The organism is Neisseria sp. HMSC070F02 (assembly GCF_001814225.1).
In the GTDB taxonomy this organism is placed as follows: domain Bacteria; phylum Pseudomonadota; class Gammaproteobacteria; order Burkholderiales; family Neisseriaceae; genus Neisseria; species Neisseria meningitidis.
On record NZ_KV815435.1, the window covers coordinates 44,500 to 70,859 of the forward strand.

Sequence of the window (26,360 nt, forward strand, 5' to 3'; positions counted from 1 at the left end):
CTTCGTCGCCTTGTCCTGATTTTTGTTAATCCATATATCAGATAAAACGGCAGCAAAAATGCCGTCTGAAACCAATTAGGGCTTCAGACGGCATTTTTACTGCAAAACCTTATGCGAACGGATGATGCAGCACAATCGTTTCTTCGCGGTCGGGGCCGGTGGAGACGATGGCGACCGGCGCACCGCAGACTTCTTCAATCCGTTTCAAATATGCTTTGGCATTGGCAGGTAATGCGTCGTAGCTTTTCACGCCGAAAGTGGATTCGCTCCAACCGGGCATGGTTTCGTAAATCGGCTTGCAGGCTTCTACCGCATCAGAGCCGCAAGGCAGGATGTCGGTTTTGCCGCCGTCGGGCAATTCGTAGCCGACGCAGATATTGATGGTTTCAACGCCGTCCATTACATCGAGTTTGGTAATACACATACCGGAAATGCCGTTGATTTGGATGGAGCGTTTCAGGGCGGCGGCATCAAACCAGCCGCAGCGGCGTGCGCGTCCGGTTACCGAACCGAATTCGTGTCCGCGTTCTGCCAAACCTGCGCCGACTTCGTCGAACAATTCGGTCGGGAACGGGCCCGAACCGACGCGCGTGGTATAGGCTTTGACGATGCCCAAAACATAATCCAGCATTTGAGGACCTACGCCCGCGCCTGCGGAAGCGGCTCCCGCCAGACAGTTGGACGAGGTAACGAAGGGATAAGTGCCGTAGTCGATGTCCAACAACGCACCTTGCGCGCCTTCAAACAGCAGTTTTTCGCCGTTTTTGTTTTTCTCGTTCAACACGCGGGACACGTCGGTAATCATCGGCGCAATGCGCGGCGCGACTTTTTCGATAACCGCCATCACGTCTTCCGCTTTAACCGGTTCGGCATTGTGCAGATGTTGCAGTTGGACGTTGTAATAAGCAAGGACGACATCCAGTTTTTCACGCAGTTTTTCAGGATGCAGCAAATCGGCGACGCGAATGGCGCGGCGTGCCACTTTGTCTTCGTAGGCAGGACCGATGCCGCGGCCGGTCGTGCCGATTTTGCCTTTGCCGCGCGATGCTTCGCGGGCTTGGTCGAGCGCGATGTGATAAGGCAGGATCAGAGGGCAGGTCGGCGCGATTTTCAGACGGCCTTCGACGTTTTTCACGCCTGCCGCGTTCAACTCGTCGATTTCGCCCAACAGGGCTTCGGGGGAGACGACAACGCCCGAACCGATGAAGCAGTCCAAACTTTCATGCAGGATGCCGCTCGGAATCAGGCGCAAAATGGTTTTTTTGCCGCCGACAACCAAGGTATGGCCCGCATTGTGGCCGCCTTGGAAGCGCACCACGCCGCCGGCTTCTTCCGCCAGCCAGTCAACGATTTTACCTTTACCCTCGTCGCCCCACTGTGCGCCGATTACTACAACATTTTTAGCCATAGCCATATAACCTATCGATATTAAAAATTATTGCGGAAATCCCCAAACCGGTGCGGCTTTGCGCCCCGCCACGATTTGCCTTTCATCCGCCATGAACGGGTATTTAGCGTTTCACGACCTGCCAAACGCCGTCCGTCTTTTTCAGACGGCCTGCAAGCTCTTCCGAAACATTGTGTCCGATACCGTAATCGATTACGACACACTGCCCTTGTTCACGCAAGGCTTCGACCGCTTCGTGCGCCGCTTCGGCATCTTCCGCATCGACCAACACGGCGGGCTGCCGTTCGATGGCGGGCAAACGCCCGATAAAGCTGCGCAAGTCGAAACTGAATCCCGTTGCCGGGCGCGCCCTGCCGAAATATCCGCCCAATCCGTCATAACGCCCGCCGCGCGCGACCGCGTCGTGGAAATCGGCGGCATAGGCGGCATACAGCAAGCCCGTGTGGTAATTGTCGACACGCAGCTCGGACAAGTCGATATGGATTTCACAATCGGGGAATGCGTCGCACACCGCCTGCAATTCGTCTAACGCGCCGCCGACCGCCGACAAATCCGGCAACCGTCCGCGCGCGTCGGACAACACTTCACGCCCGCCGTACAGGCGCGGCAACAGCGAGAATGCTTTTGCCCACATGCCGTCCAGCTTCCAAGCCTTGACCTGCGCTTCGACCGCCCCGGTATCTTTATCCTGCATCAAGGCAAGCAGCGTTGCGGACTGCCCCGCATCCAAATGTGCCGCATCGGACAAGGCGCGAAATATGCCGATATGCCCCAGCGAAAGCAGCACTTTGCCCATATCGGCAATTTTCATGCTTTTCAGCATAAGGTCTATCAGCTCGATGTCGCCACGGATATCGGCAAAACCGTACATTTCCGCCCCTGCCTGCAAGGGTTCGCGCATATTCAGCAGACCGTCGGACTGCGCGTGCAACACCGGACCGGCATAACACAACCGGTTAATCCCTTGGTTGGCGGATAAAAGATGGGCATCGATACGCGCCACCTGCGGCGTGATGTCGGCGCGTATGCCCAACTGCCTGCCGCTGAGCCTGTCCGTTACCAAAATGGTTTTCAGGGAAAGCCCCGCATCGATATGCGTCAGCAGGGAATGTGCGTACTCCATCAGCGGAGGCTGTACCAGTTCATAACCGTGTACGCGGAACAGTGCCAACAACTGCTCCCTCGCGCTTTCAAGCTGCCGCGCGTTCGTGGGCAGTACGTCGGCGATATGTTCCGGAAGCTGCCATGTCTGCATGAGAATCTGCCTTCTATTTTATCCTGTAAACACAAAAGACTGCCCGATCCGCAATCAGACGGCATCTTTGCCGCAACGCATCACGCCGCTGTCAAAACGGCGATGCTTCTTTCTGATTCAGAATCCGAACAGCCCCTGTCCGACGGCTCAATGCCGTCAAGTCGTTAAAACCAAACTTTACCATAAAATACACACAATCTGAATATACTTTTATACCCTGTATCCGCCGTCTGACGGCACGGCATTTTTTTACTATATAATGTGCACCATTATTTCTCATCACTTCCTGCTGCCGTTTTCTGCTTCAGACGGCATTTTTGTTGATTGAACACTTATGCTGCTCGACCTCAACCGCTTTTCCTTTCCCGTCTTCCTGAAAGAAATCCGCCTGCTGACCGCCCTTGCCCTGCCCATGTTGTTGGCACAGGTTGCGCAGGTGGGCATCGGTTTTGTCGATACCGTGATGGCGGGCGGTGCGGGTAAGGAAGATTTGGCGGCGGTGGCTTTGGGCAGCAGCGCGTTTGCCACGGTTTATATTACCTTTATGGGCATTATGGCGGCGTTGAACCCGATGATTGCCCAGCTTTACGGCGCGGGTAAAACCGGTGAAGTGGGCGAAACGGGGCGGCAGGGGATTTGGTTCGGGCTGATCTTGGGGATTTTCGGCATGGTCTTGATGTGGGCGACGATTACGCCGTTCCGCAACTGGCTGACCTTGAGCGATTATGTGGAAGGCACAATGGCGCAGTATATGCTGTTCACCAGCTTGGCGATGCCGGCGGCAATGGTACACCGCGCACTGCACGCCTACGCCTCCAGCCTGAACCGCCCGCGCCTGATTATGTTGGTCAGCTTTGCGGCGTTTGTGTTGAACGTGCCGCTGAACTATATTTTCGTTTACGGCAAATTCGGTATGCCCGCTTTGGGCGGCGCAGGCTGCGGACTGGCGACGATGGCGGTGTTTTGGTTCAGCGCGCTGGCATTGTGGATTTATATCGCCAAGGAAAATTTCTTCCGCCCATTCGGACTGACGGCGAAATTCGGCAAACCGGATTGGGCGGTGTTCAAACAGATTTGGAAAATCGGCGCACCCATCGGGCTGTCTTATTTTTTGGAAGCCAGCGCGTTTTCGTTTATCGTGTTTTTGATTGCGCCTTTCGGCGAGGATTATGTGGCGGCGCAGCAGGTCGGCATCAGTTTGTCGGGGATTCTCTATATGATTCCGCAAAGCGTCGGCTCGGCGGGGACGGTGCGCATCGGCTTTTCGCTTGGGCGGCGCGAATTTTCGCGGGCGCGTTATATTTCGGGCGTGTCACTGGTGTTAGGATGGATGCTCGCCGTGATTACCGTGCTTTCCTTGGTATTATTCCGTTCGCCGCTGGTAAGTATGTACAACAATGATCCGGCGGTTTTAAGCATCGCCGCCACCGTCTTACTGTTCGCCGGCTTGTTCCAACCGGCAGACTTCACCCAATGTATCGCCTCCTACGCCTTGCGCGGCTACAAAGTTACAAAGGTGCCGATGTTCATCCACGCCGCCGCCTTTTGGGGCTGCGGTCTGCTGCCGGGCTACCTGCTCGCCTACCGTTTCGATATGGGCATTTACGGCTTCTGGACGGCATTGATTGCCTCGCTCACCATCGCCGCCATCGCCTTGGTGTGGTGCTTGGAATTGTGCAGTAGGGAGATGGTCAGATCGCATAAGGCCGTCTGAAAACTCCGCCGATTAAAAATATAGTGGATTAACAAAAACCAGTACGGCGTTACCTCGCCTTGCCGTACTATTTGTACTGTCTGCGGCTTCGTTGCCTTGTCCTGATTTTTGTTAATCCACTATAGAAACGATGGGCTGAAGCCCGCCACTGGCAATACTCATTTTAAAGTTCAAACCCATGCAACCCATCCGATACCGAACCGACCTTACCCCCTACAACACTTTCGGCCTGCGCGCCCAAGCCCGAGCCTTTATTGCGCTTGAACACGCCGACGGGTTGCGCGACATCGTCCGGCTACCCGAGTTCAACCGAGATACTGTTTTATGGCTGGGCGGCGGCAGCAATATCCTTTTGATGGAGGACTACGCCGGTCTGGTCGTACATATGGAAAACAAAGGCATACGCGAAATTGCTCGTTCAGACGGCATGGTTCTGATTGAAGCGCAGGCGGGCGAAATCTGGCACGATTTTGTCCTGCACGCCGTCGCGCTGGGTTTGAACGGTTTGGAAAACCTGAGCCTGATTCCGGGTACGGTCGGCGCGTCGCCCGTGCAGAACATCGGCGCATACGGCGTAGAGGCGAAAGATGTGATTCACAGCGTGCGCTGCTTTGATTTGGATACGGAGGCCTTTGTCGAGCTTGCCAATGCCGACTGCCGCTTCGCCTACCGCGAAAGCCTGTTCAAGCAGGAAGGTAAAGGGCGTTATGTGATTGTTTCGGTTGTGTTTGCATTAAAAGAGCATTTTGTGCCGAACTTGGGCTACAGCGATTTGGCGGCAGCGGTTGCCGAACGGTGCGCCGGCAGGGAAATAACGGCGAAAGAAGTTTCCGATGCAGTGTGCGCCGTCCGCCGCCGCAAACTGCCCGACCCGGGCATTTTGGGCAATGTCGGCAGTTTCTTTAAAAACCCCGTCGTCGGCGCGGGAAAAGCCGCCGCCCTGTTGCAGCAGCATCCCGATATGCCGCATTATCCACAGCCGGACGGTTCGGTCAAACTTGCTGCCGGCTGGCTGATCGACCAATGCCGTCTGAAAGGCTTCCAAATCGGCGGCGCGGCGGTACACGACAAACAGGCATTGGTTTTGGTAAACAAAAACAACGCCTCGGCAAACGATGTCCGGCAATTGGCGCAACACATCAAATTTACAGTATTTGCTCAGTTTCAGGTAGAATTGCACGCCGAACCTAATTGGCTGCCTGCTTCGTTCAGCCTGTAAATCCAAGGAGTATGCCCGTGACCCGCCCCGCCAAAATCAATACTTACACACGCATCATCGACGCCAGCCTTGCGCTCTTCAACGAGGAAGGCGAGCGCAACATCAGCACCAACCATATTGCCGCCCACTTGGGCATCAGTCCGGGCAACCTCTATTACCACTTCCGCAACAAAGACGAAATCATCGTCCAACTGTTCAAACGTTACAGCGAAGCCCTGCTTGCCTACCTGAATGAAGCTGTGTTGCCGTCTGATGTGGAAGACTCCATCAACTATATGGCGGGCATTTACGACGTGATGTGGGAATACCGCTTCCTATTCAGCGACGTGAACACCCTGCTTGCACGCAGTGCCGAACTATTAGGCGAACACAATACTTTCACCCAAGCCAAAGTCTCCCCGCTCTTGGTCAACCTGCTGACCCAGCTCAACGGTCTGAACATCATCCAAGCCGACCAAACCGCTATGAACGATCTCGCCGTCAATATGTGGATGGTTACGAAATACTGGTTCGACTTCGACAGCTCCCTGCGCGGCCGCACCAAGCTGACCGAAGACTCCAAAGCACGCGGCATCCGCCGCACCTTAAGCCTCCTTCGTCCTTATCTTTTGCCCGAACACCGCAAGAAATACGACCGGAAAATCGGCAACGGCAACCCGTAAACCCACAGCGTCCGAATCAGCCTTCAGACGGCACTTACCCGACGGTATCAGCGAATGCGCGCAGTCCCCCCGCCCCATATCTCCATCACAGGCCTAGGTTACCTCGGCCTGCCGCTGGCACAAAAGTTTTACCAACACGGCAGCCGCGTCGCCGCCATAAAACGCAGCCTGACTTCGGACGACATCAACCTGCCCATACACCTCGATACCATCGACCTCAATCAAGACAGCGCGTTTCAAAGCGCGAACCTTGCCCGAGATACAAGCTTTTGGCGGCACCATGCCAACAAACCCGTTTGGTTCTGCCTCTTGCCGCCATCATCGCTGACACATTACGCCGATACCGTCAAACAATGGGCAGAACTTGCCCGGGCGTGCAACGTGCAACACCTGATTTTCACAAGCAGTACCAGCGTTTACGGCGATACAGCGCGCGAATGCGACGAAATCGCCCTACCCGATCCGCAAACCGAGTCCGCCCGCCAAATCCTCGCCGCCGAACAACACCTGCTCGACAGCGGCGTTCCGAACATCGACATCCTGCGGCTGGGCGGGCTTTATTGCGCCGAACGCCATCCCGTCAGCCGCCTTGTTCAAAAGCAAAACATCCCGGGCGGCAACCGCCCCATCAACATCGTCCACCGTAATATCGCCGTCGAAAGCCTGTTTCAGACGGCATTCAAACCCGGCGGCAGGCGGCTGAAAAACATTATCGAACCGCGCCACCCGACACGACGCGAATTCTACACGGAAGAAGCCGCCAAACTCGGTTTGCCGGCTCCTGATTTCGCACCCGACGACAGCATGGGCAAAATCATCCGTACCGTTTGCGATAACAGCTGAAGCCTGTAAAATAAGCGTCAACAGCAACAAACAGGCATTCTCCGCCCCGATCAGAAAATATGTCCGCCCTCCTCCCCATCATCAACCGCCTGATTCTGCAAAGCCCGGACAGCCGCTCGGAACTTGCCACCTTTGCAGGCAAAACACTGACCCTGAACATTGCCGGGCTGAAACTGGCGGGACGCATCACGGAAGACGGTTTGCTCTCGGCGGGAAACGGCTTTGCAGACACCGAAATCACCTTCCGCAACAGCGCGGTACAGAAAATCCTCCAAGGCGGCGAACCCGGGGCGGGCGACATCGGGCTCGAAGGCGACCTCATCCTCGGCATCGCGGTACTGTCCCTGCTCGGCAGCCTGCGTTCCCGCGCATCGGACGAATTGGCACGGATTTTCGGCACGCAGGCAGACATCGGCAGCCGTGCCGCCGACATCGGACACGGCATCAAACAAATCGGCAGGAACATCGCCGAACAAATCGGCGGATTTTCCCGCGAATCCGAGTCCGCAAACATCGGCAACGAAGCCCTTGCCGACTGCCTCGACGAAATAAGCAGACTGCGCGACGGCGTGGAACGCCTCAACGAACGCCTCGATCGGCTCGAACGCGACATTTGGATAGACTAACCTTCAGACGGCATCCGACATGAACAGCCCTTTTCACAACATCGGCATCGTAACCCGCCCCAACACGCCCGACATCCAAGACACCGCACACACGCTGATTACCTTTTTGAAGCAGCACGGCTTTACCGTCTATCTCGACGAAGTCGGCATAAAGGAAGGCTGCATCTATACCCAAGACACCGTCGGCTGCCATATCGTCAACAAGACCGAACTGGGGCAATACTGCGACCTGGTCGCCGTTTTAGGCGGAGACGGCACCTTTCTCTCCGTCGCCCGCGAAATCGCCCCGCGCGCCGTTCCGATTATCGGCATCAACCAAGGGCATTTGGGCTTCCTGACCCAAATTCCCCGCGAATATATGACGGACAAGCTATTGCCCGTTTTAGAAGGGAAATACCTTGCCGAAGAGCGCATCCTGATTGAGGCCGCACTCATCCGCGAAGGCAAAACCGCCGAACGCGCCATCGCCCTCAACGATGCCGTCCTCTCCCGTGGCGGTGCCGGACAGATGATTGAGTTTGAAGTCTTCGTCAATCGGGAATTCGTCTATACCCAGCGTTCGGACGGGCTGATTGTCTCCACCCCCACCGGATCGACCGCCTATTCGCTTGCCGCCGGCGGCCCCATCATGCAGGCAGGTTTGCACGCCTTCACACTCGTACCCATCTGCCCGCAATCCATGACCAACCGCCCCATCGCCATTCCCGACACGTCCGAAATCGAAATCCTCGTTACCCAAGGCGGCGACGCGCGCGTCCATTTCGACGGTCAAACCCATATCGACGTGCAAAACCTCGACCGCATCACCATCCGCCGCTACCGAAACCCCTTACGCATCCTACATCCGACCGACTACCAATATTTCAAAACCCTGCGCCAAAAACTGCACTGGGGCGAACAATTGGTCTGAACCGACCCTTACCGGAAAACACCTATGAATCCAAAAACTCCCCCCGACCATACAGAAGATGCCGTGCGCCTCTCCAAACGCATGGCGCAACTGGGGCTTTGTTCGCGCCGCGAAGCCGACGGCTACATCGAACAGGGCTGGGTAACGGTCAACGGCAAAACCGCCGTACTCGGTCAGAAAGTTTCACCGGCAGACCGTATCGAACTGAACAAGAAAGCCCACGAACAGCAGGCGGCACGCATTACCATCCTGCTGAACAAACCTGTCGGCTATGTCAGCGCACAAGCGGAAAAAGGCTATAAATCCGCCGCCGAACTGATTACCCCTGAAAACCGCTGGGAAGGCGACACCGGCCGCATCCGTTTCGATCCGAAACACAAAATCGGTCTTGCCCCCGCCGGCAGGCTCGATATCGATTCAGTCGGATTGCTGGTGTTGACGCAGGACGGCCGTATCGCCAAGCAGCTTATCGGCGAAAACAGCGGCAGTGAAAAAGAATATTTGGTGCGCGTGCGCGGCAAATTGGACGAAAAAGGACTTGCCTTACTGAATCACGGATTGAGTTTGGACGGTGAAAAACTGCGTCCCGCCCAAGTAGAATGGCAAAACGAAGACCAACTGCGTTTCGTATTGAAACAAGGTAAAAAGCGGCAAATCCGCCGTATGTGCGAACTGGTCGGACTGCGCGTCGTCGGGCTGAAACGCATCCGCATGGGTAAGGTCAAGCTCGGCAGGCTGCCGCCCGGCAAATGGCGTTATCTTGCTCCCGGCGAATCGTTTTAAATAAACATTAAAAAATGCCGTCTGAACGTCCTTACGTTTTCAGACGGCATTGCCTTATGCCCAAATAACGGTTTCTTCCAAGGGCCTGCGCGCTTTCGTGGCGATTTCCTGAACGCGGTAGCCGAATGTCGCGGCAACGGACACGCCCCATTCTGCCGCATCGAACAAACCGAACTGCCCGGACAATACGCGTTCCATATCGGCATAGTTGAAACCTTCCACCGGGCAGGAATCGATACCTGCCATCGCCGCACCCGTCATCATGTTGCCCAACGCGATATAGGTCTGGCGGCAACACCAGTCAAACAAGGCGCGCGAATCGTCCAAAATCTTGATGTCGTCGGCTTGAAACGCCTGATACCTCGCCAAAGATTTTGCCATGGCATCCGGTTCGGTAACGCCGCGCCGTTTGAGGCTTTCCAACATAAACGGGCTGTCGAAGCGGGCATTTTTCTTTGCCAAAAACACCACCAAATGACTGGCGGTATCCAAAGCATCCGCCATACCCCAAGAAAACGGCTTGATTGCCTGTCGGATTTCAGGGTTTTGAACCACAACAAACTGCCAAGGCTCCGAACCGACCGAACTGGGCGACAAACGCCCGAGTTCTAAAATAAACTGAAAATCCTCGGCACTGATTTTACGTGCCACATCGTAATGCCGGCATGATTTGCGGTTTTTAAATGCGGATAGAACCTGCTCTTTGCTCAATACTGCCATCGTACATCCTTTCATTACTTGTATTGCAAATTGATTTCGTACCCTATAAGCCGCCCCCGCCGTCGGGCTTTATCCGGACTTTGCCCGTCCTTCGGCGGATCGGAAAGTAAAGCGGCGGCAGATTCGCCAATAACGCCCCAATGCCTTTCAGACGGCATTTGGATCATCGCAAACACGCCTACGGATACGCGATATAGGCATAAGCCGAATGGTTGTGGATAGATTCGAAATTCTCACTCTCGACAACGAAACTCTTGATGCGTTTGTCGGCAATCAGCGAAGTAGCGACATCACGCACCATATCTTCCACGAATTTCGGGTTTTCGTAGGCTTTTTCGGTAACATATTTTTCATCGGGGCGTTTGAGCAAACCGTAGAGTTGGCAGCTTGCCTGCGCCTCCACATAATCAATGACTTCCTCGATACCGACTTCTGCATCGGCAGTCAGGCTGACGGTAACATGCGAACGCTGGTTGTGCGCGCCATATTGGGAAATTTCTTTGGAACACGGGCAAAGCGAGGTTACGGGAATCATGACCTTCATACTGTAGCCGTATGCCCCGTCTTTGATTTCGCCCGTGAGACAGACATCATAATCCAGTAAGGACCGAATACCGGAAACCGGCGCGGTTTTCTTGCGGAAAAACGGAAAAGAAACGCTGATTTTGCCGGCGCGGGAATCTAAAAGCGCGACCATTTCGGCAGTCAGCCTGTGCAATTGTGCAAAATCCAAGGCTTCGGCATGTTGCTCCATCAATGCGACAAAACGCGACATATGCGTCCCCTTCTGCTCAGCAGGCAGGTAAACCGTCATGGTCAGACGGGCAACGGTGGACTGGATGCCTTCTGCAGTTTGCAGGGTAATCGGAAAGCGCAGGTCTTTGATACCGACCTGATTGATCGGCAGATTGCGCAAATCTCGGCTGGATTGCACGTCTGCAATAGTGTTCATGAGTTGTTTTTCCTTAATATTCATGTAATTGTTGAGATGTGTGCATGGTATGGCGTTTCCGCCGGGGAATATACCGTCAATCTGCAAATGCGAGATTATATCACTCGCTTTTAGCAGCTGCATTGATTGTTTCTATTTTTCAGATAGTGATAAAATCTTCGATTATTCACATCTACATAGGCAGAGACCAAATGAAATTCGCCACGAAAGCCATTCATTCCAGCTACGATTGCGACGAACACAACCGCGCGCTGATGCCGCCGATTTATCAAAACAGTATGTTTGCGTTGCACGAGATTGGCGAAAATGTGCCTTACCGTTATTCGCGCCTGAGCAACCCGACCCGTCAGATTTTAGAAGACACCGTTGCCGATTTGGAACACGGTGCGGCAGGTTTTGCGTTTTCCAGCGGTATGGCGGGAATTGATGCCGTATGGCGTACCTTCCTGCGCCCGGGCGATACCATTGTCGCCGTCGCCGATATTTACGGCGGCGCTTATGATTTATTGGTCGATGTTTATCAAAAATGGGGGGTGAACGTTGTTTTTGCCGATTTAGGCAATCCGGATAATTTGGACGAACTGCTTAAAGCGCACAAGGTCAAACTGGTTTGGCTGGAAACGCCGTCCAATCCACTTTTACGCTTGGTAGACATCAAAGTCCTTGCCGCAAAAGCCAAAGCAGCCGGTGCGCTGGTCGGTATCGACAACACTTTTGCCACGCCGTATCTGCAACAGCCGTTGGATATGGGTTGCGATTTTGTATTCCATTCCGCTACCAAATATTTGTGCGGCCATTCCGACGTGTTGATGGGCATCGTCGTTGCCAAAACCAAAGAACTGGCGCAGCCTTTGCACGATATGATGGTGCATACCGGCGCGGTTGCCGGCCCGCTGGACTGCTGGCTGGTGTTGCGCGGCATCAAAACACTGGCTCTGCGCATGAACGCCCATTGCCAAAACGCACTCGAAATCGCGCGCCGTTTGGAAGCCCATCCTGCCATTGAAAAAGTGTTCCATCCCGGCCTGCCGTCTCACGAACATTACGAACTGGCGAAAACACAAATGCCCAAAGGCATCGGCGGCGTGGTTACGGTTTATCTCAAAAACGACACGCGTGAAGCGGCAAACAGCGTGATTAAAAACATGAAACTGGTCAAAATGGCTTCCAGCCTCGGCGGTGTGGAAAGTTTGGTCAACCATTGCTATTCCCAGTCCCACAGCGGCGTACCGCATGATGTGAAAATGGAAATGGGCATCAAAGTCGGTCTGCTGCGTTTCTCCATCGGCATCGAAGACGCGGACGATATTTGGAACGATATTTCCGCCGCACTCGATACAACTTTGTAAACTGTAAAAATGCCGTCTGAAACCATGGTTTCAGACGGCATTTCAATTAACCCGGCCGAAAATCAACGCTTCAACATCTTTGCCGCCTCAATAGCGTAATAGGTCAAAATCCCGTCCGCACCCGCACGTTTGAATGCCAGCAGGCTTTCCAAAACCACTTTGCCGCCGTCCAGCCAGCCGTTGGCAATCGCTGCCTGCAACATCGCGTATTCTCCCGAAACCTGATAGGCATAAGTCGGCACACCGAACTCGTCCTTTACGCGGCGGACAACGTCCAAATACGGCAAACCGGGCTTGACCATTACCATATCCGCACCTTCCTGAATGTCCAACGCCACTTCGTGCAACGCCTCATCGGTATTTGCCGGATCCATCTGGTAGGTCTTTTTATCTGCCTTGCCCAAATTGCCCGAACTGCCTACCGCATCACGGAAAGGGCCGTAAAATGCAGAAGCATATTTGGCGGAATACGCCATAATCCGCGTATGGATATGCCCGGCATCCTCCAACGCCTCGCGAATCGCACCGATACGCCCGTCCATCATATCGGAAGGGGCAACCACCTGCGCGCCCGCTTCAGCGTGGCACAAAGCCTGCTTGACCAAAACCTCTACGGTTTCATCGTTCATCACATAACCGTTTTCGTCCGTCAGCCCGTCCTGACCGTGAACCGTATAAGGATCGAGCGCGACATCCGTCATAATGCCCAGTTCGGGAAACCTCTCGCGCAGGGCGCGGACGGCTGCCGGCACGAGTCCTTCGGGATTGTACGCTTCCTCTGCACGCTCGGTTTTGTTTGCCGTAACCACGGGAAAGAGTGCCAACATCGGAATACCGAGCTTTACCGCCTCTTCCGCCGTAAACAGCAGCCTGTCCAAACTTTGACGCTTCACACCCGGCATAGAAGGCACATCCTCCTCGCGCGCCGACCCCTCCAATACGAACACCGGATAAATCAAATCATCGGCGGTCAGCGTGTGTTCGCGCATCAGGCGGCGTGAAAAATCGTCCCTGCGCATACGGCGCATACGCGAAGCCGGAACATTGCGGTAAGGAAACTGCATAAGCCCTCCAATCATCCTGTCAACAATTCAAACCATACGGAAGCCGCCGCAACTTGCAGACAGCATCGGGCGGCAATCAAAATCCGTTTTCACCGGAAAGGGTTTCGGCCCGCCGAAATGCCGCGCCGAAGGACGGCGTCCCGCCCATTAAAGAACAATAGCAAAACAACAGCTTCAGGCTGTCAGCCTTCGATATTCTTACGCCACAATACCAAAAGTTTCCCGATATGCTGAACAGGTTGCGCGTCAACCGCCTCACATAAGGCAGTGCAGATTTCGATACGTTCGGCACGGTCGTCGCCGAATACGCGCACTTTAATCAGCTCATGCGCCGTCAATGCCGCATCGGTTTCCTTGATGACCGCGTCCGTCAGACCCTGCTGACCGACCATCACAACAGGATGGAGATGGTGCGCGCGCGCTTTCAGTTCCAAAATTTCTTTGGTGTTCAATTTGGTATCCGTCATTTTCCTACTGCTTGAATAAAAAGAATAATGCGGCATTGTACGCGATTTGGCACGACATCGGCAAAATTAACGTACAATACGCGGTTTCCATTCCGACCCGCGAACCACTATGGCTGTACGTTCCAAATCCTCAAAAGCGTGGCTGCACGAACACGTCAACGACCACTACGTCCATATGGCGCAAAAAGACGGCTACCGCGCCCGTGCCGCATACAAACTTTTGGAAATCAACGAAAAAGACAAATTAATCAAACCCGGCACGGTACTTGCCGACTTGGGCAGCGCACCGGGAAGCTGGTCGCAGGTTGCCGCCAAGCTGACGGGTACTTCCGGAGCAGTTTTCGCCTTGGACATCCTGCCTATGGAAGCCATAGGGGGCGTCTCCTTCATTCAGGGCGACTTCCGCGAGAACGACGTACTGGCACAATTCGAAACCTTGTTGGACAACCGCCCGCTCGACCTTGTAATTTGCGATATGGCGCCCAATATGTCGGGAAACGCCGTAAGTGATCAGGCACGCAGCTTTTATCTATGCGAACTGGCTTTAGACTTCGCCTCGCAACACCTGAAAACCGGCGGCAGCTTTTTGGTCAAAGTCTTTCAGGGTGCAGGCTATCAGGAATACATGGCAGCCATGCGCGAAATTTTCGGCACGGTGCAGACGCGCAAACCCGAAGCCTCGCGCAATCGCTCCAGTGAGATTTATTTATTGGGCAAAAATAAACGCTGACAATACAGACGGCGTGCTTTACAATCATTTCCGTTTTACACCTCAATTATGGAGCCTTGCTAAGTGGGGAACACCTTTAAATCAATCCTTGTCTGGGTCGCCTTGGGTATCGGCCTGATGGCTGCGTTCAACGCTTTAGACGGTAAAAAAGAAGACAACGGGCAAATCGAATATTCTCAGTTCATCCAACAGGTCAACAACGGCGAAGTATCCGGCGTCAACATCGAAGGATCCGTCGTCAGCGGCTACCTGATTAAGGGCGAGCGCACCGACAAAAGCACCTTCTTCACCAACGCGCCTTTGGACGACAACCTGATTAAAACACTGCTCGACAAAAACGTCCGTGTAAAAGTAACGCCGGAAGAAAAACCGAGCGCGCTGGCTGCCCTGTTTTACAGCCTGCTGCCCGTCCTGCTGCTGATTGGCGCGTGGTTCTACTTTATGCGTATGCAGACGGGCGGCGGCGGAAAAGGCGGCGCATTCTCATTCGGCAAAAGCCGCGCCCGCCTACTGGACAAAGATGCCAACAAAGTTACCTTTGCCGATGTCGCCGGCTGCGACGAAGCCAAAGAAGAAGTGCAGGAAATCGTCGATTACCTCAAAGCGCCGAACCGCTATCAAAGCTTGGGCGGGCGCGTGCCGCGCGGCATCCTGCTGGCGGGCAGCCCGGGTACGGGTAAGACGCTTTTGGCAAAAGCCATTGCAGGCGAAGCCGGCGTGCCGTTCTTCAGCATTTCCGGTTCCGACTTTGTCGAAATGTTCGTCGGTGTTGGTGCGAGCCGCGTCCGCGATATGTTCGAGCAGGCGAAGAAAAACGCTCCCTGCATCATCTTTATTGATGAAATCGACGCAGTCGGCCGCCAACGCGGCGCAGGTTTGGGCGGCGGCAATGATGAGCGCGAGCAAACATTAAACCAATTGTTGGTTGAAATGGACGGTTTTGAGAGCAATCAGACTGTAATTGTGATTGCGGCAACCAACCGCCCCGACGTACTCGATCCTGCGCTGCAACGCCCCGGCCGTTTCGACCGCCAAGTGGTTGTCCCCCTGCCGGACATCCGGGGGCGCGAACAGATTTTGAACGTCCATTCTAAAAAAGTGCCTTTGGACAAATCTGTGGATTTATTGTCCCTCGCGCGCGGCACGCCGGGTTTTTCCGGCGCGGATTTGGCGAACTTGGTCAACGAAGCCGCCCTGTTTGCCGGCCGCCGCAATAAAGTCAAAGTCGATCAGAGCGATTTTGAAGACGCCAAAGACAAAATCTATATGGGTCCGGAACGCCGCAGTATGGTGATGCACGAAGACGAAAAACGTGCGACGGCGTATCACGAATCCGGACACGCGATTGTTGCCGAAAGCCTGCCCTTTACCGACCCCGTCCACAAAGTAACCATTATGCCGCGCGGACGTGCGCTGGGTCTGACTTGGCAGCTTCCGGAGCGCGACCGCATCAGTATGTATAAAGATCAGATGTTGAGCCAGCTCTCCATCCTGTTCGGCGGACGGATTGCCGAAGACATCTTCGTCGGACGCATCTCCACCGGCGCATCAAACGACTTTGAACGCGCAACCCAAATGGCGCGCGAAATGGTAACGCGCTACGGCATGAGCGACAAAATGGGCGTGATGGTTTATGCGGAAAACGAAGGCGAAGTCTTCTTAGGACGCAGCGTAACCCGTTCGCAAAACATTTCCGAGAAAACCCAGCAGGACATCGATGCGGAAATCCGCCGGATTTTGGACGAGCAGTATCAGGTTGCCTACAAAATCCTCGATGAAAACCGCGACAAGATGGAAACCATGTGCAAAGCCCTGATGGAATGGGAAACCATCGACCGCGATCAGGTACTGGAAATCATGGCGGGCAAACAACCCAGTCCGCCCAAGGATTACAGCCACAACCTGCGCGAGAATGCGGACGCGGCGGAAGATAACGCGCCGCACGCTCCGACTCGGGAAGAAACCGAAGCACCTGCCCCGGCAGACACCGCTTCGACAGAGTCCGAGCAGCAGCCTGAAAACAAGGCTTAACTTCCCGAACAAACGGCAGCCCGCAAGCTGCCGTTTTCCCATCCTGTTTTCAGACGGCATTTTCCGCTCAATGCCGTCTGAAACGCCAAAGCCGTATCGGTTTTTGCGGATCTGCGATATGGCGGTTTAAATTGAAATCAGACGAGGCAAGGCTGTACCGGTTTAAAATTAAACCGCTATAATACCGCCTTTCGAATACACGCCCGCATTGGTGATGCCTGTGAAAAAAGTTGAAAAAAACATCTTGGTGCTGCACGGCGCGGACAAAATGTTCGAGCTGGTCGATAAGGTTGAAGACTATCCGCACTTTCTGCCGTGGTACAGCAAGACCGAGGTCATCGGGCGTAGCGGCAACGAACTGAAGGCGCGGCTGTTTATGGACTATATGCACGTTCGCCAATCATTCGCCACGCACAACCGCAACATTCCGGGCAGGGAAATCCGTATGGAACTGCTCGAAGGTCCGTTCAAAACCTTACGTGGAACGTGGAAATTTATCGATTTGGGCGACGATATGTGCAAAATCGAATTCAATTTGGAATACGATTTTTCCAATGCCGTTTTGTCCGCCTTAATTTCCCCCGTCTTCAACCACCTTTCCGCCACGCTGGTCGAAGCGTTCGTCAAAGAGGCAGACCGCCGTTATGCTTGAAATTGAGATTGTGTACGGGCTGCCCGACCGACAGGTTTTGAAAACCATGCAGCTTGCCGAGGGAACAACCGTCCGCGCCGCCGCACTGCAAAGCGGTTTGGACGGCATATTTGAAGATTTAAACCTGCATTCCGCGCCTTTGGGCATTTTCGGCAAAGCCGTCAAAGACGACACGCCCCTGCGCGACGGCGACCGCATCGAAGTGTACCGCCCGCTGTTGATCGATCCCAAAGAAGCGCGCCGCAAACGCGTTCAAAATCAAGAAGAATAACCATGCCGTCTGAAGCCTTCAGACAGCATTCGACAGAAACACGGAAAATATCATGTCAAACAAAATCAAAATGCTTGTCGGATTGGGCAACCCCGGCAAAGAATACGAACAAACCCGACACAATGCGGGTTTTTGGTTCCTCGACGAACTGGCGTGGAAATGGAAGGCTTCATTTAAAGAAGAAAAAAAATTCTTCGGCGAAGTCGCCCGTGCCGCCCTGCCCGACGGCGATGTCTGGCTGCTCAAGCCGACCACGTTCATGAACCGTTCCGGACAGGCGGTTGCCGCCCTTGCGCAGTTCTACAAAATCAAACCCGAAGAAATCCTCGTCGTCCACGACGAACTCGACATTCCCTGCGGACGGATTAAATTCAAACTCGGCGGCGGCAACGGCGGACACAACGGCTTGAAAGACATTCAGGCAAAACTCGGCACGGCAGACTATTACCGCCTGCGCCTCGGTATCGACCACCCAGGCGACCGCAACCTCGTCGTCGGCTATGTCCTGAACAAACCCAGTACGGAACACCGCCGACAGATTGACGATGCCGTCGCCAAATCCCTGCAAGCCATACCCGACATCCTTGCCGGCAAATGGGAAGAAGCAACCCGCTTCCTGCACAGCAAATGACCCGATGCCGTCTGAAGCCCTTTCAGACGGCATGTTCCCGATTTCCATATCCGAACAGTCATGACCGAACTCAAGCAGCTTATCCAAACCGAATCCATCCCCGTCATCGAAGAAACCCTCGATTTCCTGCTGTACGAATGCAGCATCGACGACGCACCATCCGCCGAAGAAGTGGCACAATGGCGCGACATACTTGCCGCACGCGGCGGCAAATTCCTGCGCCTGTCCAAAATCTGCCAAACGTGGCTGGACGAGGAGGCGGCATGAAGCTGCCGCGCAACCGCTTCAGCCTGCTTTCCGCATTGTGGTTTGCCGGCGGCATCTATTCGCTGCTCTTCAAAGCTGCCGAAACCGCGCCACCGCCTTTTCCGCATTTTGACAAAGTGGCGCACCTCGCCCTGTTTTTCGCACAAATCTGGCTTCTGACCAAAGCATTCAGAACCGACAACCGCCCCATCCCCTATCGCAGCCTGATGGTCTTTGCCCTCTGTTTCGCCGTCGTCAGCGAATGCGCGCAGGAGTGGCTGACCGAAACCCGAACCGGCAGTCTGGGCGACATCTTTGCCGACCTGACGGGTGCATTGCTCGCACTCTTTGCCGCACGTTCCGCCGACCGCCCGGACTGAATCGGTTTATTTTCCCCAAACAGGATGCACCTCTTCCCGATACATCCTATTTTTCCCCTTACATATCAATCCCATCTCATAAACAAAACCGACAAATCGTTTACAATATATTTACACTACATCAGATTACAAATATACTCGAACCAGTTGCAGAAGCGGCGATTCCACAAACCGTTTCGGATTGCACGACACAAAAGAAAAACCGATTTTGTTGCCTTAAAGGAGTATTCATGAACCTGCATGCAAAGGACAAAACCCAGCATCCCGAAAACGTCGAGCTGCTCAGTGCGCAGAAGCCGATTACCGACTTTAAGGGCCTGCTGACCACCATTATTTCCGCCGTCGTCTGTTTCGGCATTTACCACATCCTGCCTTACAGCCCGGATGCCAATAAAGGTATCGCGTTGCTGATTTTCGTTGCCGCACTTTGGTTTACCGAAGCCGTCCACATTACCGTTACCGCGCTGATGATCCCTATCCTCGCCGTCGTACTCGGTTTCCCCGACATGGACATCAAAAAGGCGATGGCTGATTTTTCCAACCCGATTATCTACATTTTTTTCGGCGGCTTCGCGCTTGCCACCGCCCTGCATATGCAGCGGCTGGACCGTAAAATCGCCGTCAGCCTGTTGCGCCTGTCGCGCGGCAATATGAAAGTGGCGGTTTTGATGTTGTTCCTCGTTACCGCCTTTCTGTCCATGTGGATCAGCAACACCGCCACCGCCGCGATGATGCTGCCTCTAGCAATGGGTATGCTGAGCCACCTCGACCGGGAAAAAGAACGCAAAACCTACGTCTTCGTCCTGCTCGGCATCGCCTATTGCGCCAGCATCGGCGGCTTGGGCACGCTCGTCGGCTCGCCGCCCAACCTGATTGCCGCCAAAGCCCTAAATCTGGACTTCGTCGGCTGGATGAAGCTCGGCCTGCCGATGATGCTGTTGATTCTGCCCTTGATGCTGCTCTCCCTGTACGTCATCCTCAAACCTAATTTGAACGAACGCGTGGAAATCAAAGCCGAATCCATCCCTTGGACGCTGCACCGCGTGATCGCGCTGTTGATTTTCCTTGCCACAGCCGCCGCGTGGATATTCAGCTCCAAAATCAAAACCGCCTTCGGCATTTCCAATCCCGACACCGTTATCGCCCTGAGTGCCGCCGTCGCCGTCGTCGTCTTCGGCGTGGCGCAATGGAAGGAAGTCGCCCGCAATACCGACTGGGGCGTGTTGATGCTCTTCGGCGGCGGCATCAGCCTGAGCACGCTGTTGAAAACATCCGGCGCGTCCGAAGCCTTGGGACAGCAGGTTGCCGCCACCTTTTCCGGCGCGCCCGCATTTTTGGTGATACTCATCGTCGCCGCCTTCATTATTTTTCTGACCGAGTTCACCAGCAACACCGCCTCCGCCGCATTGCTTGTACCGATTTTCTCCGGCATCGCTATGCAGATGGGGCTGCCCGAACAAGTCTTGGTATTCGTCATCGGCATCGGCGCATCTTGTGCCTTCATGCTGCCGGTTGCCACACCGCCTAACGCGATTGTGTTCGGCACGGGCTTAATCAAGCAACGCGAAATGATGAATGTCGGCATACTGCTGAACATCCTCTGCGTAGTATTGGTTGCTCTGTGGGCTTATGCTGTACTGATGTAAACCATCGACCTAAACAACAAGACCGTCTGAAAGAATATTTTTCAGACGACCTTGAAGTTTGTCGTTCAGACACAATTTGTCGAATCATTCAAAACCGGATTCTAACGAAAGGAAACCCATGATTATCCTGCACACCAACAAAGGCGACATCAAAATCGAACTCGATTTCGACAAAGCCCCTGTTACCGCCAAAAACTTCGAGCAATACGTCAAAGACGGCTTCTACGACGGCGTAATCTTCCACCGCGTCATCAAAGGCTTCATGATTCAAGGCGGCGGCATGGATGAAAACATGAACGAAAAAGAAACCCGCGATCCGATTCAAAACGAAGCGTCCAACGGCCTGCCCAACGATAAATACACCATCGCCATGGCACGCACTTCCGACCCCCATTCCGCCAGCGCGCAATTCTTCATCAACACTGCCGACAACGCTTTCCTGAACTTCCGTTCTAAAGAGCTGTACGGCAAAACCGTCGTCCAAGACTGGGGCTATGCCGTATTCGGTAAAGTCGTTGACGGTTTTGACGTTGTCGATGCCATCGAAGGCGTTTCTACCAAACGTCATGGTTACCACGACGACGTACCGAGCGAACCTGTCGTCATCATTAAAGCCGAAGCGGTATAAACCGACAATCCGAAAGCAGCCTGCACAAAGGCTGCTTTTATTTCAGACGGCATGTTATTTGATGTAACCGTGCTATGCCGTCTGAAAACCGGACGCAAGCCTTCAGACGGCATACCGCTATGTTAAAATATGCCCGTTTTTCCTAAACGGACACAAAGGAAACCTTATGGCAAGCATCGCCCGCGACATCTTCAAAGCCTACGACATCCGGGGTATTGTCGGCAAAACCCTGACCGACGAAGCCGCCTACCTTATCGGCAAAGCCATCGCCGCCAAAGCCGCCGAAAAAGGCATTACCCGCATCGCGCTCGGACGCGACGGACGCTTGAGCGGTCCCGAACTGATGGAACACATCCGGCGCGGCTTTACCGACAGCGGCATCAATGTCCTCAATGTCGGTATGGTTGCCACTCCTATGCTCTACTTCGCCGCCGTCAACGAATGCGGCGGCAGCGGCGTGATGATTACCGGCAGCCACAATCCGCCCGATTACAACGGCTTTAAAATGATGCTCGGCGGCGACACGCTTGCCGGCGAAGCCATCCAAGAACTTTTGTCCATCATTGAAAAAGACGGTTTTGCTGCCGCCGGCAAACAAGGCAGCGTCACCGAAAAAGACATCTCCGGCGAATACCTCAAACACATTACCGGACACATCAGGCTCAAACGCCCGATGAACATCGCCATTGACGCGGGCAACGGCGTGGGCGGCGCGTTTGCCGGCAAACTCTACAAAGGCTTGGGCAATGAAGTTACCGAGCTTTTCTGCGACGTGGACGGCACTTTCCCCAACCACCATCCCGACCCATCCAAACCGAAAAACCTGCAAGATTTGATTGCCGCGCTGAAAAACGGTGATGCCGAAATCGGCTTGGCGTTTGACGGCGATGCCGACCGCTTGGGTGTGGTCACCAAAGACGGCAACATTATTTATCCCGACCGCCAACTGATGCTTTTCGCGCAAGACGTGTTGAGCCGCAATCCTAAAGCCAAAGTGATTTTCGACGTCAAATCCACCCGTCTGCTTGCGCCTTGGATTAAAGAACACGGCGGCGAACCTGTGATGGAAAAAACCGGCCACAGCTTTATCAAATCCGCCATGAAAAAAACCGGCGCGCCGGTTGCCGGCGAAATGAGCGGACACATCTTCTTCAAAGAACGCTGGTTCGGCTTCGACGACGGTCTGTACGCCGGCGCACGCCTCTTGGAAATCCTGTCTGCCTCCGATAATCCGTCCGAAGTGTTAAACAACCTGCCGCAAAGCATTTCCACGCCCGAACTCAACATCGCCCTGCCCGAAGGCAGCAACGGCCATCAGGTTATCGACGAACTCGCCGCCAAAGCCGAATTTGAAGGCGCAACCGAAATCATCACCATCGACGGTCTGCGCGTTGAATTTCCCGACGGCTTCGGTCTGATGCGTGCTTCCAATACCACGCCGATTCTGGTGTTGCGTTTTGAGGCGGATACGCAAGAAGCCATCGAGCGGATTCAAAACCAATTCAAAGCCGTCATCGAAAGCAATCCAAATTTAAGCTGGCCGCTGTAAACATCGAAAAAATGCCGTCTGAAGGCTTCAGACGGCATTTTTCACAAATAGTTAATCATATCTTGGTAGATTGGATTTGGCTTAAAAATCTCCGCGTCCGTTCGTGTTTGGGGTGATCGAACAACTCTTTCGGGCTGCCTTGTTCGACAATAACGCCGCCGTCCATCACGACAACGGTAGTCGCCACTTCCAGCGCAAACTTGATTTCGTGGGTCACGACGACCATCGTCCAACCTTCCCGCGCCAATTCCTTCATGGCGTTCAACACGTCTTGCACCAATTCAGGGTCGAGTGCGGAAGTGGGTTCGTCAAACAACATCAGCTCGGGCTGAATCGCCAATGCGCGGGCAATGCCGACGCGCTGCTGCTGACCGCCGGAAAGCTGGTAGGGATACAAATCCACTTTGTCGCCCAAGCCGACTTTTTCCAGCAGTTTCAGAGCCTCTTCGCGCGCTTGGGCGGCAGGCTTGCCCTGTACGGCAACCGGTCCTTCCATTACGTTTTCCAAGGCGGTTTTGTGCGGAAAGAGGTTGTATTGTTGAAACACCATGCCTGATTTGCGGCGCAGTGCCAAAATATCATGTTTGCTTGGTTTTTTAGAAAAATCGATTTTCAGCGGTCGCTCGTTGTCGAACTCGATTTGTCCGTCTTCGGGCATTTCCAACGCGTTTAGGCAGCGAAGAAACGTTGTTTTACCCGAGCCGGAAGGCCCGAGGATGACGACCACCTGCCCTTTGCCCACATCCAAATCGATGCCGCGCAAAATGGTATTTTTGCCAAAGGTCTTATGGATATTGCGGATTTTAATCATGACAACTCCTTATTTGGCGACATAGCGGTCGAAACGTTTTTCCAAACGCGCCTGAATCAAAAACAGCACTTTGCAGAAACACCAATAAACCAATGCGGCTTCGATATAAACCGGCAAGAAGTCATAAGTACGGTTTGCTGTCTCTTGAGCGACACGGAAAAGCTCCGTTACCGTTACCACGGCGGCAAGCGAGGTGTTTTTGAACAAGCCGATAAATTCGTTGCTCAAAGGCGGTACGGCAACGCGGAATGCTTGCGGCGCGACAATGCGGCGGAAAGTCTGCATATAGGTCATACCGATGGAGAAACCTGCTTCCCATTGGCCTTTAGGTACGGACAAAATTGCCGCGCGTATGGTTTCGGAAGCATATGCGCCGACATTGAGCGAAAAGCCGATAATGGCGGCAGGAATCGGATCGATATAGATGCCGACGGAAGGCAAACCGTAGAATACGATGACCAACTGCACCAAAAGCGGCGTACCGCGAATGACGGAAATATAAAATTCCACCAATTTCAGCAGGATTTTCCGCACGATGCCGCCGGCGGGCATAATCCGCACCAAAGCCACGGCTACGGCAATCACCATACCGATGACGAAAGAAGCTGCCGCCAAAGGCAGAGAGACCGCGAAGCCGGCTTTGACCATAGGCAAAAACGCGCTGACAATCATATCGGCGCGTGTTTCCGTCATAAACGGCAGAGAGGCAAGGAAATTATTGAACACTGATGTCTTTTCCGAAGAATTGTTCGCCCAGTTTTTTCAGCGTGCCGTCGGCTTTCAGCTCGTTGATTGCCGTGCTGAATTTCGCCACGGCTTCGTCATTGCCCTTGTTGACAATCAGGCCGGAACCGACTTTTTCATCGGCTGGCGCGGACCAAACGATTTTCACGCCGGCATTTGGGTTTTTCTTCAGGTAATCCAATACTGCCAATTCGTCGTTCAGGGTTGCATCGGCACGTTTTTGTTCAATCAGGGTCAGCGATTGTGCCAAACCATCAACAGCCACCAAATCTGCGCCTGCAGCTTTGGCTTTTTCGCCGTAATTGCTGGTCAGGGATTGCGCGGTTTTCACGCCTTTGATGTCGTCGATAGATTTGATGTTGCTGTCTTTACGGGCCACCAAAACCGCACCGCTCCAGCTGTAAGGATCGGATTTGTCGAATGTCGCTTGGCGTTCGGGGCTGGTCAGACCGACTTGGTTTGCCACCACGTCGAAACGCCCCGCCTTCAAACCCGCCATCATCGAATCCCATTGCGTTTCTTTAAACTCGACTTTCACGCCCAGTTTTTCCGCCACGGCGCGGGTTACTTCCACATCGTAACCGGTCAGTTTGCCGTCCTTGTCGTGGTAGGTAAACGGTGCGTAAGTGCCTTCCGTGCCGACGGTAACCGTGCCTTTATTGTTGATGCGCTCGATTAAAGAACCGGAAACTGCCGATTGTGCAGGCGCGGAAGATGCTCCGCTGCCGCCTTCCGAACCGCCGCAGGCCGCCAAAACCAATGCGGCAATACCGCCGAGTACGAATTTTTTCAACATCATTCTCTCCTGTAAAAAGTGTGCAAGTGCGGCATTCTAAGTGAAATTGCGGCAAACACAAAGAATCCTTTTTTTATATGGTTATTCCAAATCGGAATGGAAAAGATATGCCGAAGCCGCCGGAAGCGGAAATAAAGGGGGCGGGAAAGGCGGCGGGCGGCACGAAACCGAAAAGCGGCATCAGGTATGCAAACGGCGGATTCACGCACGCCGTTCCGGTAAAAATCCGCCTGCCGATTCGGTGCTATAATCCATCCGAAACAGATGACACCAAAAAGGAACATCTCATGAACACGCCCCAATCCGCCATCATTCCCGACCACGCCCAAGCCGGCATCTTTATCGAAGCCGACTTCGCCGCCAACCGCCTCAACGATATTAAAGCCGCCTGCCGCGCTTCGCTCGACGCGTTAACTGCCTTGAAAGCCCGCTTTCCGGACGATATTTTGGGTCTGACCATCGCCTTCGGCAGCAAAGCCTGGGCAACATTCGGACATACGGACGAAGGCAGTGAAATCAAACCCTTCTCCGAAATGGGCAACGGGCTTGCGCCGTCTACGCAGCACGATATGTCCATCCACATCCAATCTTTCCGCCAAAACGCCGCCTACGCGCTTGCCCAATCCGTTTTGGGCGCATTCGGCGACAGCATATGCGTCGCGTCCGAAGAACACGGTTTGCGCCTGTATCAGGATCGCGGGCTGGACGGTTTCGTCGACGGCACGGAAAACCCGCAGGGCGATGAAAATGTCCGCGAAGTCGCCATCATCCCCGAAGGAAAACCCGATGCGGGCGGCAGCTATGTCCTGCTGCAAAAATACCTGCACGATTTGAAAAAATGGGATGCCGTCCCCGTCGCCGAACAGGAGGCCTCGGTCGGACGCGGCAAGGAAACCGACGACGAATTCGGCCGCGATGTCCGCCTGCCCGATTCGCACCTCGGCCGCGTCAACCTGAAAGAAAACGGAGTCGGCCTGAAAATCGTCCGCCGCAGCCTGCCCTTCGGCAAAATCAGCGGCGAACACGGTTTGATGTTTACCGCATACTGCCGCACGCTGCACAATATCGAAGCGCAATTATTGAGTATGTTCGGCGATACGGACGGCAAAACCGACCTGCTGCTCCGACACCTCTCCGCCGCCGTTTCGGGCGGATACTACTACGCGCCGTCTGTCGAACGCCTGCAAAACCTCTAAGCCGGACGATGCCGTCTGAAACCATTTTTCAGACGGCATTTTCCCGTTTTATAGTGGATTAACAAAAACCAGTACGG

General features: G+C 54.2%; 28 protein-coding genes. 19 read left to right on the forward strand and 9 right to left on the reverse strand.

The window, feature by feature from the left end; genetic code table 11:
- Positions 1-109: 109 nt before the first annotated feature.
- Together HMPREF2959_RS06310 and HMPREF2959_RS06315 are read right to left on the reverse strand one after the other, a co-directional pair.
- Positions 110-1,408, reverse strand: a complete 1,299-nt coding sequence (locus HMPREF2959_RS06310) for an adenylosuccinate synthase (protein WP_002237842.1) — start codon at positions 1,406-1,408, stop codon at positions 110-112.
- Between the two features lie 103 nt (positions 1,409-1,511).
- The gene (locus HMPREF2959_RS06315) at positions 1,512-2,663 is read right to left on the reverse strand and encodes an ATP phosphoribosyltransferase regulatory subunit (RefSeq protein WP_002243428.1); all 1,152 of its coding nucleotides are present in this window, start codon (positions 2,661-2,663) and stop codon (positions 1,512-1,514) included.
- 334 nt (positions 2,664-2,997) lie between these two features.
- On the opposite strand from HMPREF2959_RS06315, the gene norM reads away from it, so the two are divergent.
- The 7 genes from norM (at position 2,998) to HMPREF2959_RS06355 (ending at position 9,420) form a co-directional block, all read left to right on the forward strand.
- Positions 2,998-4,377: a multidrug efflux MATE transporter NorM gene (gene norM, locus HMPREF2959_RS06325; RefSeq protein ID WP_002243427.1), complete on the forward strand. Its 1,380-nt coding sequence runs from the start codon at positions 2,998-3,000 to the stop codon at positions 4,375-4,377.
- Positions 4,378-4,555: 178 nt separating this feature from the next.
- Positions 4,556-5,596 carry a UDP-N-acetylmuramate dehydrogenase gene (gene murB / locus HMPREF2959_RS06330; RefSeq protein WP_070696546.1) on the forward strand — a complete coding sequence of 347 codons (1,041 nt, stop codon included), beginning with the start codon at positions 4,556-4,558 and terminating at the stop codon, positions 5,594-5,596.
- Between the two features lie 11 nt (positions 5,597-5,607).
- Positions 5,608-6,258 carry a TetR/AcrR family transcriptional regulator gene (locus HMPREF2959_RS06335; RefSeq protein ID WP_010980850.1) on the forward strand — a complete coding sequence of 217 codons (651 nt, stop codon included), beginning with the start codon at positions 5,608-5,610 and terminating at the stop codon, positions 6,256-6,258.
- Positions 6,259-6,312: 54 nt separating this feature from the next.
- Positions 6,313-7,101 carry an SDR family oxidoreductase gene (locus tag HMPREF2959_RS06340; protein ID WP_002243425.1) on the forward strand — a complete coding sequence of 263 codons (789 nt, stop codon included), beginning with the start codon at positions 6,313-6,315 and terminating at the stop codon, positions 7,099-7,101.
- Positions 7,102-7,160: 59 nt separating this feature from the next.
- Positions 7,161-7,727: a ubiquinone biosynthesis accessory factor UbiJ gene (locus HMPREF2959_RS06345; protein WP_002243424.1), complete on the forward strand. Its 567-nt coding sequence runs from the start codon at positions 7,161-7,163 to the stop codon at positions 7,725-7,727.
- A gap of 19 nt (positions 7,728-7,746) precedes the next feature.
- On the forward strand, positions 7,747-8,637 hold the full coding sequence (locus tag HMPREF2959_RS06350) for an NAD(+) kinase (protein WP_002243423.1): 891 nt from the start codon (positions 7,747-7,749) through the stop codon (positions 8,635-8,637).
- A 24-nt stretch (positions 8,638-8,661) separates the two neighbouring features.
- Positions 8,662-9,420: a pseudouridine synthase gene (locus HMPREF2959_RS06355; protein WP_002219507.1), complete on the forward strand. Its 759-nt coding sequence runs from the start codon at positions 8,662-8,664 to the stop codon at positions 9,418-9,420.
- Positions 9,421-9,474: 54 nt separating this feature from the next.
- On the opposite strand, the gene HMPREF2959_RS06360 is transcribed toward HMPREF2959_RS06355, so the two are convergent.
- On the reverse strand, positions 9,475-10,140 hold the full coding sequence (locus HMPREF2959_RS06360; RefSeq protein ID WP_070696549.1) for an NAD(P)H-dependent oxidoreductase: 666 nt from the start codon (positions 10,138-10,140) through the stop codon (positions 9,475-9,477).
- Positions 10,141-10,318: 178 nt separating this feature from the next.
- Positions 10,319-11,092, reverse strand: a complete 774-nt coding sequence (gene folE2, locus HMPREF2959_RS06365; protein WP_002217570.1) for a GTP cyclohydrolase FolE2 — start codon at positions 11,090-11,092, stop codon at positions 10,319-10,321.
- 191 nt (positions 11,093-11,283) lie between these two features.
- On the opposite strand from folE2, the gene HMPREF2959_RS06370 reads away from it, so the two are divergent.
- On the forward strand, positions 11,284-12,441 hold the full coding sequence (locus HMPREF2959_RS06370) for a trans-sulfuration enzyme family protein (protein ID WP_002219510.1): 1,158 nt from the start codon (positions 11,284-11,286) through the stop codon (positions 12,439-12,441).
- A gap of 62 nt (positions 12,442-12,503) precedes the next feature.
- On the opposite strand, the gene hemB is transcribed toward HMPREF2959_RS06370, so the two are convergent.
- A complete protein-coding gene (gene hemB, locus HMPREF2959_RS06375; RefSeq protein WP_050888922.1) occupies positions 12,504-13,505 on the reverse strand; it encodes a porphobilinogen synthase in 1,002 nt (333 codons plus the stop codon).
- Positions 13,506-13,687: 182 nt separating this feature from the next.
- Positions 13,688-13,972 (reverse strand): ribosome assembly RNA-binding protein YhbY, encoded by a 285-nt coding sequence (gene yhbY / locus HMPREF2959_RS06380; RefSeq protein WP_002217573.1) that lies wholly within the window; start codon positions 13,970-13,972, stop codon positions 13,688-13,690.
- 109 nt (positions 13,973-14,081) lie between these two features.
- Between yhbY and HMPREF2959_RS06385 the strand changes: the two genes are divergently transcribed.
- From HMPREF2959_RS06385 to HMPREF2959_RS06430, 10 genes are all read left to right on the forward strand, one after another.
- Positions 14,082-14,702 carry an RlmE family RNA methyltransferase gene (locus HMPREF2959_RS06385; RefSeq protein ID WP_002213963.1) on the forward strand — a complete coding sequence of 207 codons (621 nt, stop codon included), beginning with the start codon at positions 14,082-14,084 and terminating at the stop codon, positions 14,700-14,702.
- A 63-nt stretch (positions 14,703-14,765) separates the two neighbouring features.
- Entirely contained in the window at positions 14,766-16,733 is a 1,968-nt protein-coding gene (ftsH, locus tag HMPREF2959_RS06390) for an ATP-dependent zinc metalloprotease FtsH (RefSeq protein WP_002213965.1), read from the forward strand.
- A 220-nt stretch (positions 16,734-16,953) separates the two neighbouring features.
- Positions 16,954-17,385, forward strand: coding sequence for a type II toxin-antitoxin system RatA family toxin (locus HMPREF2959_RS06395; RefSeq protein ID WP_002239624.1), 432 nt, complete (start codon positions 16,954-16,956; stop codon positions 17,383-17,385).
- On the forward strand, positions 17,378-17,656 hold the full coding sequence (locus HMPREF2959_RS06400; protein ID WP_002217575.1) for an RnfH family protein: 279 nt from the start codon (positions 17,378-17,380) through the stop codon (positions 17,654-17,656). The genes HMPREF2959_RS06395 and HMPREF2959_RS06400 overlap by 8 nt, the downstream gene beginning before the upstream one ends.
- A gap of 52 nt (positions 17,657-17,708) precedes the next feature.
- Entirely contained in the window at positions 17,709-18,287 is a 579-nt protein-coding gene (gene pth / locus HMPREF2959_RS06405; RefSeq protein ID WP_002239577.1) for an aminoacyl-tRNA hydrolase, read from the forward strand.
- 60 nt (positions 18,288-18,347) lie between these two features.
- The gene (locus HMPREF2959_RS06410) at positions 18,348-18,554 is read left to right on the forward strand and encodes a hypothetical protein (RefSeq protein ID WP_002213975.1); all 207 of its coding nucleotides are present in this window, start codon (positions 18,348-18,350) and stop codon (positions 18,552-18,554) included.
- Positions 18,551-18,913, forward strand: coding sequence for a VanZ family protein (locus tag HMPREF2959_RS06415; protein ID WP_025460156.1), 363 nt, complete (start codon positions 18,551-18,553; stop codon positions 18,911-18,913). The genes HMPREF2959_RS06410 and HMPREF2959_RS06415 overlap by 4 nt, the downstream gene beginning before the upstream one ends.
- A 230-nt stretch (positions 18,914-19,143) precedes the next feature.
- Complete coding sequence (locus HMPREF2959_RS06420) at positions 19,144-20,559, forward strand: SLC13 family permease (RefSeq protein WP_025460155.1); 1,416 nt, start codon at positions 19,144-19,146, stop codon at positions 20,557-20,559.
- A gap of 118 nt (positions 20,560-20,677) precedes the next feature.
- Positions 20,678-21,187 (forward strand): peptidylprolyl isomerase, encoded by a 510-nt coding sequence (locus HMPREF2959_RS06425; RefSeq protein ID WP_002213981.1) that lies wholly within the window; start codon positions 20,678-20,680, stop codon positions 21,185-21,187.
- A gap of 166 nt (positions 21,188-21,353) precedes the next feature.
- Positions 21,354-22,736 carry a phosphomannomutase/phosphoglucomutase gene (locus HMPREF2959_RS06430; RefSeq protein WP_070696552.1) on the forward strand — a complete coding sequence of 461 codons (1,383 nt, stop codon included), beginning with the start codon at positions 21,354-21,356 and terminating at the stop codon, positions 22,734-22,736.
- 55 nt (positions 22,737-22,791) lie between these two features.
- Here the strand turns inward: HMPREF2959_RS06430 and HMPREF2959_RS06435 are convergent, their stop codons facing one another.
- Genes HMPREF2959_RS06435 through HMPREF2959_RS06445 form a run of 3 tightly spaced genes read right to left on the reverse strand, consistent with a single transcriptional unit; the run spans position 22,792 to position 25,090 of the window.
- Positions 22,792-23,547, reverse strand: a complete 756-nt coding sequence (locus HMPREF2959_RS06435) for an amino acid ABC transporter ATP-binding protein (protein WP_070696555.1) — start codon at positions 23,545-23,547, stop codon at positions 22,792-22,794.
- Between the two features lie 9 nt (positions 23,548-23,556).
- Positions 23,557-24,273, reverse strand: coding sequence for an amino acid ABC transporter permease (locus HMPREF2959_RS06440; protein ID WP_061731027.1), 717 nt, complete (start codon positions 24,271-24,273; stop codon positions 23,557-23,559).
- The gene (locus tag HMPREF2959_RS06445) at positions 24,263-25,090 is read right to left on the reverse strand and encodes an amino acid ABC transporter substrate-binding protein (RefSeq protein ID WP_083314147.1); all 828 of its coding nucleotides are present in this window, start codon (positions 25,088-25,090) and stop codon (positions 24,263-24,265) included. The genes HMPREF2959_RS06440 and HMPREF2959_RS06445 overlap by 11 nt, the downstream gene beginning before the upstream one ends.
- Positions 25,091-25,374: 284 nt before the next feature.
- Between HMPREF2959_RS06445 and HMPREF2959_RS06450 the strand changes: the two genes are divergently transcribed.
- Positions 25,375-26,283 carry a Dyp-type peroxidase gene (locus HMPREF2959_RS06450; RefSeq protein ID WP_002217584.1) on the forward strand — a complete coding sequence of 303 codons (909 nt, stop codon included), beginning with the start codon at positions 25,375-25,377 and terminating at the stop codon, positions 26,281-26,283.
- Positions 26,284-26,360 lie beyond the last annotated feature (77 nt).

Excerpts from the sequence above, each read along its gene's own strand:
- hemB (WP_050888922.1), bottom strand. The coding sequence starts at position 13,505 with ATGCAGTTTCCTTACCGCAATGTTCCGGCTTCGCGTATGCGCCGTATG.
- HMPREF2959_RS06335 (WP_010980850.1), top strand. The coding sequence starts at position 5,608 with ATGCCCGTGACCCGCCCCGCCAAAATCAATACTTACACACGCATCATC.
- HMPREF2959_RS06400 (WP_002217575.1), top strand. The coding sequence starts at position 17,378 with ATGCTTGAAATTGAGATTGTGTACGGGCTGCCCGACCGACAGGTTTTG.
- HMPREF2959_RS06360 (WP_070696549.1), bottom strand. The coding sequence starts at position 10,140 with ATGGCAGTATTGAGCAAAGAGCAGGTTCTATCCGCATTTAAAAACCGC.
- HMPREF2959_RS06345 (WP_002243424.1), top strand. The coding sequence starts at position 7,161 with ATGTCCGCCCTCCTCCCCATCATCAACCGCCTGATTCTGCAAAGCCCG.
- norM (WP_002243427.1), top strand. The coding sequence starts at position 2,998 with ATGCTGCTCGACCTCAACCGCTTTTCCTTTCCCGTCTTCCTGAAAGAA.
- HMPREF2959_RS06425 (WP_002213981.1), top strand. The coding sequence starts at position 20,678 with ATGATTATCCTGCACACCAACAAAGGCGACATCAAAATCGAACTCGAT.
- murB (WP_070696546.1), top strand. The coding sequence starts at position 4,556 with ATGCAACCCATCCGATACCGAACCGACCTTACCCCCTACAACACTTTC.
- HMPREF2959_RS06445 (WP_083314147.1), bottom strand. The coding sequence starts at position 25,090 with ATGATGTTGAAAAAATTCGTACTCGGCGGTATTGCCGCATTGGTTTTG.
- HMPREF2959_RS06415 (WP_025460156.1), top strand. The coding sequence starts at position 18,551 with ATGAAGCTGCCGCGCAACCGCTTCAGCCTGCTTTCCGCATTGTGGTTT.
- HMPREF2959_RS06420 (WP_025460155.1), top strand. The coding sequence starts at position 19,144 with ATGAACCTGCATGCAAAGGACAAAACCCAGCATCCCGAAAACGTCGAG.
- yhbY (WP_002217573.1), bottom strand. The coding sequence starts at position 13,972 with ATGACGGATACCAAATTGAACACCAAAGAAATTTTGGAACTGAAAGCG.
- HMPREF2959_RS06410 (WP_002213975.1), top strand. The coding sequence starts at position 18,348 with ATGACCGAACTCAAGCAGCTTATCCAAACCGAATCCATCCCCGTCATC.
- HMPREF2959_RS06315 (WP_002243428.1), bottom strand. The coding sequence starts at position 2,663 with ATGCAGACATGGCAGCTTCCGGAACATATCGCCGACGTACTGCCCACG.
- pth (WP_002239577.1), top strand. The coding sequence starts at position 17,709 with ATGTCAAACAAAATCAAAATGCTTGTCGGATTGGGCAACCCCGGCAAA.
- HMPREF2959_RS06430 (WP_070696552.1), top strand. The coding sequence starts at position 21,354 with ATGGCAAGCATCGCCCGCGACATCTTCAAAGCCTACGACATCCGGGGT.
- HMPREF2959_RS06340 (WP_002243425.1), top strand. The coding sequence starts at position 6,313 with ATGCGCGCAGTCCCCCCGCCCCATATCTCCATCACAGGCCTAGGTTAC.
- folE2 (WP_002217570.1), bottom strand. The coding sequence starts at position 11,092 with ATGAACACTATTGCAGACGTGCAATCCAGCCGAGATTTGCGCAATCTG.
- HMPREF2959_RS06435 (WP_070696555.1), bottom strand. The coding sequence starts at position 23,547 with ATGATTAAAATCCGCAATATCCATAAGACCTTTGGCAAAAATACCATT.
- HMPREF2959_RS06450 (WP_002217584.1), top strand. The coding sequence starts at position 25,375 with ATGAACACGCCCCAATCCGCCATCATTCCCGACCACGCCCAAGCCGGC.
- HMPREF2959_RS06385 (WP_002213963.1), top strand. The coding sequence starts at position 14,082 with ATGGCTGTACGTTCCAAATCCTCAAAAGCGTGGCTGCACGAACACGTC.
- HMPREF2959_RS06355 (WP_002219507.1), top strand. The coding sequence starts at position 8,662 with ATGAATCCAAAAACTCCCCCCGACCATACAGAAGATGCCGTGCGCCTC.
- HMPREF2959_RS06370 (WP_002219510.1), top strand. The coding sequence starts at position 11,284 with ATGAAATTCGCCACGAAAGCCATTCATTCCAGCTACGATTGCGACGAA.
- HMPREF2959_RS06350 (WP_002243423.1), top strand. The coding sequence starts at position 7,747 with ATGAACAGCCCTTTTCACAACATCGGCATCGTAACCCGCCCCAACACG.
- HMPREF2959_RS06310 (WP_002237842.1), bottom strand. The coding sequence starts at position 1,408 with ATGGCTAAAAATGTTGTAGTAATCGGCGCACAGTGGGGCGACGAGGGT.